The organism is Bacillus sp. mrc49 (assembly GCF_002803435.1).
This window is the reverse complement of record NZ_PHNG01000033.1, coordinates 1-376: the sequence shown is the minus strand read 5'-3', so window position 1 is coordinate 376 and position 376 is coordinate 1. Positions and strand designations below refer to the sequence as shown.

Annotated in this window: 2 protein-coding genes; both read right to left on the bottom strand. The window is 43.1% G+C overall.

The genetic code is table 11. From position 1 onward, the window contains the following. Positions 1 to 109 (bottom strand): hypothetical protein (locus tag CVN76_RS32240; RefSeq protein WP_442857517.1); only part of this gene is annotated, 109 nt, incomplete at its 3' end. An 18-nt stretch (positions 110 to 127) separates the two neighbouring features. After that, positions 128 to 376: sulfite exporter TauE/SafE family protein (locus tag CVN76_RS00315; RefSeq protein ID WP_157805374.1), on the bottom strand; the 249-nt coding region annotated here is incomplete at its 5' end.

The following is a 376-nucleotide window of genomic DNA, read 5'->3' as shown; positions in this document are numbered from 1 at the left end:
TTTCTTGATGAAGCTCCCTTCTTTCCTTAAGAAACTTCTCGATACGAGGCCAATTCTCAAAATGACTATGAAGATCATTGGTGTGATATAAATGAATGATTTCCGACATCATTTCCTTCCTCCTCGCTTATCCGGTAATCCCTTGGTAAATAAGACGTAAACCAATGATTATCAGAACTATTTTCAACATATTTTCCAATGACGCGCTCTTTAGCCGCGTATTGATCCATGCCCCCCATTTCGCTCCGACCCACGCTCCCGGAATCAGGGCTAAAGCATAGGGCCAATTGATATTCCCAAGTGAAATATGGGTGATCGAATTCGTGATGGACGATAGAAATACCATGAACATGGAAGTTGCCACCGCCATATGCGG